4 protein-coding genes and 1 pseudogene are annotated in these 6,314 nt (G+C 59.5%); 2 read left to right on the top strand and 3 right to left on the bottom strand.

All coding sequences use genetic code 11. From position 1 onward, the window contains the following. Window positions 1-230: 230 nt before the first annotated feature. Both ACFFAR_RS21770 and ACFFAR_RS21765 read right to left on the bottom strand, forming a co-directional pair. Window positions 231-1,421: a glycosyltransferase gene (locus tag ACFFAR_RS21770; RefSeq protein WP_375508445.1), complete on the bottom strand. Its 1,191-nt coding sequence runs from the start codon at window positions 1,419-1,421 to the stop codon at window positions 231-233. Between the two features lie 52 nt (window positions 1,422-1,473). Beyond that, window positions 1,474-2,922, bottom strand: coding sequence for a hypothetical protein (locus tag ACFFAR_RS21765; protein ID WP_062167433.1), 1,449 nt, complete (start codon window positions 2,920-2,922; stop codon window positions 1,474-1,476). A 675-nt stretch (window positions 2,923-3,597) separates the two neighbouring features. Between ACFFAR_RS21765 and ACFFAR_RS21760 the strand changes: the two genes are divergently transcribed. Then, window positions 3,598-4,746 carry an acyltransferase gene (locus tag ACFFAR_RS21760; protein ID WP_062167429.1) on the top strand — a complete coding sequence of 383 codons (1,149 nt, stop codon included), beginning with the start codon at window positions 3,598-3,600 and terminating at the stop codon, window positions 4,744-4,746. Window positions 4,747-4,918: 172 nt separating this feature from the next. Beyond that, complete coding sequence (locus ACFFAR_RS21755; RefSeq protein ID WP_375508444.1) at window positions 4,919-6,106, top strand: acyltransferase family protein; 1,188 nt, start codon at window positions 4,919-4,921, stop codon at window positions 6,104-6,106. A 5-nt stretch (window positions 6,107-6,111) separates the two neighbouring features. Here ACFFAR_RS21755 and ACFFAR_RS21750 read toward each other — a convergent pair. Next, a pseudogene (locus tag ACFFAR_RS21750) lies at window positions 6,112-6,314 on the bottom strand (group 1 glycosyl transferase); the annotation flags it as partial.

Raw genomic sequence — 6,314 nt, 5'->3', positions numbered from 1 at the left:
ACTTCATTTCTTTTTCCAACGGCGAAAAAGAAACGAAGCAAAGAAAACGCCTCCCCACCAAGGGCACATAAGTGTCCCGAGCGTGCACGTTTAACTGTTTGGTACTTCAGAAGAACGCGCGACGCCGCTATCACCAACACTTGAACCCCTCCCCCTCCGAACCCCTACATCCACACGCTTCGCCACCAGTGGTCTCGGGCAAGTTCTTAAGAATTTGGATTGTTGCGGCTCTATGCGGTTTGTACGCTTTGGAGGGGGCCGGCGTCTTCTCTTGCGCCTGTCTGCAAGACGCGCAGCAGGTCCTTCGACATGGCGTCGACCGTGAAGCGGCGGTGGAACGTGTCTTTCGCTTGCTCACGCATTGCGGCCGCTCGCGATAGGTCGAGTTCCAGCCATCGCGTAAGACTCGATACCGTTCCCTCTACCGTGTCGGTTGCAACGAAACCCGCGCCGTCTGCTTCCACCTCGCGCCAGATGTTGACCTTGTCAGAGATGAGCGCCGGCAAGCCGCAGCCCAATGCCTCAGCAACCGCTATGCCGAAGTTCTCCTGATGAGACGGCAGAACAAATGCATCGCTCGCCTGGAATGCACCCCACTTCATATCGCCAAGCAGCATGCCTGTCCACGTGATGCGGTTCGCTATGCCAAGCTCCGCTGCAAGTTTTTGCAGGGTCGGGGTCCAGTCGCCACCGTCCGGGCCGGCCATCACCAGATGCGCCGCCGGATCAATATCGCGGATCTGCGCGAATGCCTTGATCAGCAGATCACATCCCTTCTTCTCATGGATGCGACCGAGGAACAGCAACAGCCGCTTCTCCTTGAGCTCGGGATATGCGGCGAGGAATGCGTCGCGTACCGGCGCCGATGCTGCCGGCGGCGGGTTCGTACCGAATGCCACGACTTCTTCGTTCGCCTTGTACAAACGGAACGATTGCCGCGCGAGTACGCGTTCTTCTTCTGCCGTGAAAAGCACGCGTTTCGCGTCGCGTAGTACGCGATATTCCGCCCACGGCCAGTAGAGCGCCTTCTTCAAATGCTTGAGCGGGTAGGTGCGCTTGAACCACGGGTCCAGCATGCCATGCGGGAACACGTAGTACGGCACCTGCATGGCATGCAGCGCTTTCCATGCACCATAGCTGTGGTATTGCCACAAGCCGTTGATGATGACGGCATCGAAGCGCATAGCGTTTTGCTTGAGCCACGGCACGAGGTTCGGCGTCAGGCCGTAATTGCCCTTCGACGGGCCCAGCGCATGCACCGTCAGCGGGAATGCAGCGAGCCATGGTGCGGCGGGGTCATCGAGTGTGACGACTTCCACTTCGTGACCGAGCGCCGCCATGTTGACGCCGCTTTGACGCACGCCTTCGGTAGGACCTCCGGCACGCGGGTCGATAGTCGATAACAAATGCAGGATCTTCATGGCCAGGCGCGCTCGATGTTGAATCGTGTCATTGATAAAAGCCGCGTGAGCCTTATGCCGATGTAAAGCGCGACATCCCGTCACGGCTTTCTTCCAGCGCGGACACATGGCCCGACGGATGCATCGGCATGGAGACAGGCGTGCCGGCAGGCGCCGGTGCGGGTGTTCCGGGACGGCGCTTCTTCGGCATGCCGCGTGAGGCCGCGAGTTCTGCGTTGCGTACTTTCATTGCGTATGAAAGGCGCGTGTAGGTCGCGACCAGCAAGCCGAGCGCAACACCAAACACGAGACCCGAATAGCGCGGACCGAGTGGATTACCGCCAATGGACGTCGCAGGCAATGCAGCCAGCAACAATAGCGAGCGTCCCATGACCGGCAGGTACAGCAGGTCGGGTGCGCGCCGGCGCCATGTGCGATATGCAAAGCCGCCGATCGCGAGTGCGAACAAGATCGCAAGCGGCATCCAGAGGCCGAACATCAGGCCGCCGGCAAACAGTTGATACACCCAGAAGTTGTGACCCGCGGCAAACTCGCGGATCGCATAGAAGTCCTTCTTGGAGAACTGGCCGGCAAGGTAGGGCAGGTAATCAGGCGAGTAGTGATACACCGCGCCATAGCCTCTGCCCGCGATCAACGCAGAAGGCGTCGATGTGACCTGGTCGTACTGGTCTTTCATTTCGGCCAGGCGGGTGATCGTGGTCGGATCGCGCCCGGACGTGGTCTCTTTCGATGCAAAGATGCGCTGCGTCCAGTGATCGGCGACTTCAGGGAAAAACGATGCAGCGCCTGCCGTCATCACAGCGATCAGCACGCCTGTCATGAGCGCGCGCATGCCTGCCCGAACCAGATGGCGCGGCGACGGCGCCGACAGCCAGGTCGCGAACATGAACAGCACGACAGTGCCGACCAGCAGGCTTCGCGTGACGCTCAGCAACTCGATCAGGATCGTGCCGAGGAAGATTGCAAGCGTGAATTTCGTAAAGCGTTTCGCAACGACGAACTGATGCAGGATGACACCCTGCAAACCAAGAAACGTCACCGATACGATCCGGTAGCGCACGTCATCGAGCGGACCGCCGCTCGTCACCATGCCGTACACGAAACTGAAAACGAGTGAAATGACCATCGACCAGAAGATCGCCTTTTCGAAGGCAGCAAGACGATCGCCTTCCCATGGCCGGCACGCAGCGAGATAACCAAGCAGGAACAGGCCGAAGGGCAGCAGGGTACGCAGGTAGTTGCCGAAGTCATTGCCTTGGAGGACTTGCGCCACGATGCTGCCGACCACCGTCATGATCGTGGCAGCCGTGATGATCGAGCGGAACCTCGAACGGCGTGTGAAGCTCGGTGCAATCAGCCAGAGCACGAGGCCCCCGGCCAGCACCGGCAGCGTCATGAGCACCTGTATCACGTGGCTTCCCGCGTCTTCCGCCGCTTTGTAGTCGAGCGACAGCGGGATTAGAAACAGCCAGATCCACAAGTTCGTATATTTGTTGCGCATGGCGGGTCTCTCTTCGACTCTCGGTTTTGAGGCTTCGCTTCAAGGCGCGGCTGATGAATTCGGGCTTGGGCGATGCAAAGCGGATTGGTCGGCCAAGGATGCGGCAACCATCGTGTTGCTTCCGTTGCATGTATCGCATAGCGTCATCGAAACCGCCGGAAGAATGCTGCATGAGTGCGCGAACGAACATTCGCTTGCGGCCCGGCTTCGGCGCACTCGATCGCATCGGTATCCCGCTTTGGCGCACATATACGACAGCCTGCAACCGCTCGCTGCGAATATAGCAGTGGCCGAATCGGCTGCATCGGCGCAGGCGGTTAAGCACTAGTCTTCGTCGTGAATCAACGGAGCGCGGCCAGTGCGCTGCCGCATGCAACCCCTCTACACAGGGCCTGCGTTCGTTACCGCAGCGCTCCCCACCGTATCGCAATGCAACGCGCTCAAAACGCGATATGAAACCGTTGCGTGCGGCACGCCGCACTCCCTGTCCGTCAACGGCGTGATGTTGGCGGATGAAACCGGGTCAGTGGGACGAATATTCAGGGACCGCCAGATGGAAGACTCGTCGGGCGTTTTGCCTGCACATCGGGATGAAAGCCGGCACATAAGTCAGGAAATAACTACCGAACATCAGGTCGGAAACGCGGAGCAATCGCCGCAGCAAAGGGGATCACCATGGGCTTGTTCGGCAAACCACGTACACAACAAACATCGAACAGGACGATCGAGCTCGACTTCGTCCGCGGCATTGCGATCATCGCCGTGATGGGCTTTCACTTTCATTCCGTCAAGACCGGTTACTGGTTCGTCAGCGCGATCGAATATCCGCTGAAGAGCTTTGGCCGCGAGGGCGTGAACCTGTTTTTTACACTCAGCGGGTTTCTCGTTGGCGGCCTGTTGCTCAAGCAATATTCCGAGCATGGACGCATTGACGCGTGGCGATTCATCATTCGACGCATCTTCAAGATCTGGCCCGCGTATTACGTGCTGATCCTGTTTCATGTGTTCGCCGGACGTCACCCCACGGACACGTTCCTGTTCCAGAACCTGACCCACATGCAGAACTATCTGGGGACGTCGATCAGCCAGACCTGGAGTCTTGCGGTCGAAGAACATTTCTACCTGTTCCTGCCGGCATTGCTGCTCATTTTCGTGCGCTTCAAGGTGGGTGTGAATGCGATCATCGGCACGTTGCTGTCCATTTGCGGGATCGTGTTGCTGGCGCGTTGCGCGGTGGTATCGAACGGGGATGTCGATGCTGCGTTCTTCCAGACGCAGTACCGCATAGACAGCTTGTTGTTCGGCGTGATCCTCGCCGCGTTCTACTGGATGAAGCCGGACGTCTACAAGAAATTCGCCGATAAAAAATGGCTGCTCCTCAGCATGGTCGCCGTGCTGGTTGCATGGCTCGTGCTGGGAACAACGCACATTGCGCTCGATGAAAGTATCGGCTTCACCATCCAGGCGATTGGTTTCACCGCTGCCATCGTGCTTGCGATCGAATACTCAAAGGGCATTCGCGACTCGCTGCTGTATCGCGGGATTGCATGGATCGGCGTGTATTCGTATGGCATCTATCTCTGGCATTCGCTGGCGCTTGCGCCCGCCGACATCCTCATCCGCAAGACCGCGGCCATGCACGTTCCGCCGCTTGCCGCGTGGTTCGTCGTACTGGCTGCGCAGTTCTGCATTGCAATCGTGATCGGCTACGTGACCACGCGTGCGGTCGAGTTCCCGTTCCTCAAGATCCGCGATGCCTTGTTCCCCGCCAAACAGCGCAAGGGCGAAATGGAAGTGCCCGTGGTGAGCACTCACGTGTCCTGAGCGTATCGACTGAAACCGCCTGGCAAGCAGCAGCGCCAAGCGGTTTCCTCTCTCCGTTTTTCCGATAGTCCGAACAGCACGGGCGCTGTGTCCGTGCCGCGCCAACCTGTTGCCCGACGCCGACCATGCAAGCACTTCATTACTGTTGCGCAAACGCCGCGAGGACCTGCCGATGACATCGCCCGCTCGCATTGCAGCGCTCGATGCCGGCCGCACGCTTGCCGTCATCGGCGTGATTGCGGTTCATCTCGCGCCCTGGATGGTGACGAGTCCCGTGTGGCTCGATACGCTCGCCAATCTCGGACAGTACGGTGTCCAATGTTTCTTCGTGATCAGCGCGATCACGATTTTTTCATCGATAGAACATGACGCGCAACGTCTCGGGGCAACGCGTGAAGTGCTGCGCAACTTCTATGTGAAGCGTATTGCGCGCATCGCGCCGCTTTATCACCTCGCGATCCTCGGTTACACCAGCATCGAGTTCGCGCTGCACTTCGTGCATGGCCATATACAAACGCCGCACGATCTCTCCGATGTCTTCCTGAACGTGCTTTTCATCCACGCATGGTTTCCGTCGGCAACGGACAGCGTGGTGCCGGGCGGGTGGTCCATTGGCGTGGAGATGTTCTTCTACATGATCGCGCCGGCGCTCGTATTCGTTTGCCGCACGCTGCGTGGATTGATCATGGTTTCGCTGGCGACGGCGCTGTTCGCGCTGTCGTGCTGGTACTTCGGCGCATGCGATGGCGGTCCTGCGTGCCGCGTGGTGAACAACGAGTTCTTCTACTTCTGGCCGCCCATGCAGTTGCCGTGTTTCATCATCGGATTCTGGGTCTGGCGGCTGGCGAAGGATTATCTTGTCGGCGACCGCCAACTGTCCTCACGTGCTTGCGCGAGGCTTGCGGCAGGCGGGCTCGCCGCATTGGTTGCATTGTTCCTCGCGGGGACAGGACGCGGTCTGGCACACGGCGTCGCGCCGACGTTCGCTGCTCTTGCGACCGCCGCCTTGATGCTGTTGCTGACGCGCGTTCCATTCCGATTGTTGAAAGCGCCGGCGACCGTGATGCTCGGGAAATACAGCTTCGGCATCTACGTATGGCACTTCGTCGCCATACTTGCCGTGCGGGCCGTTGTGAGGCTCGACGCCGTGGATGACTTCGCCGAGGATCATGCAGTTCTTGTCTTCGCGGTATCGATGATCGCGGCAACGGCCCTGGCTTACGTTGGCGCGAGAATCACGGCGCGGCGCATCGAGGAACCGTGCGCACGCTGGGTGCGTGAATGGCTGGGCAAAGACCCGGCGGACCCGGCGCGCATCCGTGCAAGAAGTGTTGCAGTGGACGGCACCGAAGGCGTTTGAGGCGGTCAGGCGATAGCTTGCCGCAGCGTCTGCTTGAACTCGCTCAGGGTGTTGCGTTCGAGCAGATGCGGCGCACGTGCCGCCGCTTGCGGGCGCGGTTCGAAGACCTGATCGAGCGCACTGTTGATCGATGCCACCGACAGGTCCTGCACCACCGGTCCGAGCTCACCCGTACGGCAGAACCAGCCGATCAACCCATCGGCCGTTG

Origin of the sequence: uncultured Caballeronia sp. (assembly GCF_964243625.1) — a bacterium.
Classification (GTDB): Bacteria; Pseudomonadota; Gammaproteobacteria; order Burkholderiales; family Burkholderiaceae; genus Caballeronia.
Note: the sequence above shows the minus strand (reverse complement) of the source record. Positions and strands in the feature narration are given on the sequence as shown.

Excerpts from the sequence above, each read along its gene's own strand:
- ACFFAR_RS21770 (WP_375508445.1), bottom strand. The coding sequence starts at position 1,421 with ATGAAGATCCTGCATTTGTTATCGACTATCGACCCGCGTGCCGGAGGT.
- ACFFAR_RS21765 (WP_062167433.1), bottom strand. The coding sequence starts at position 2,922 with ATGCGCAACAAATATACGAACTTGTGGATCTGGCTGTTTCTAATCCCG.
- ACFFAR_RS21760 (WP_062167429.1), top strand. The coding sequence starts at position 3,598 with ATGGGCTTGTTCGGCAAACCACGTACACAACAAACATCGAACAGGACG.
- ACFFAR_RS21755 (WP_375508444.1), top strand. The coding sequence starts at position 4,919 with ATGACATCGCCCGCTCGCATTGCAGCGCTCGATGCCGGCCGCACGCTT.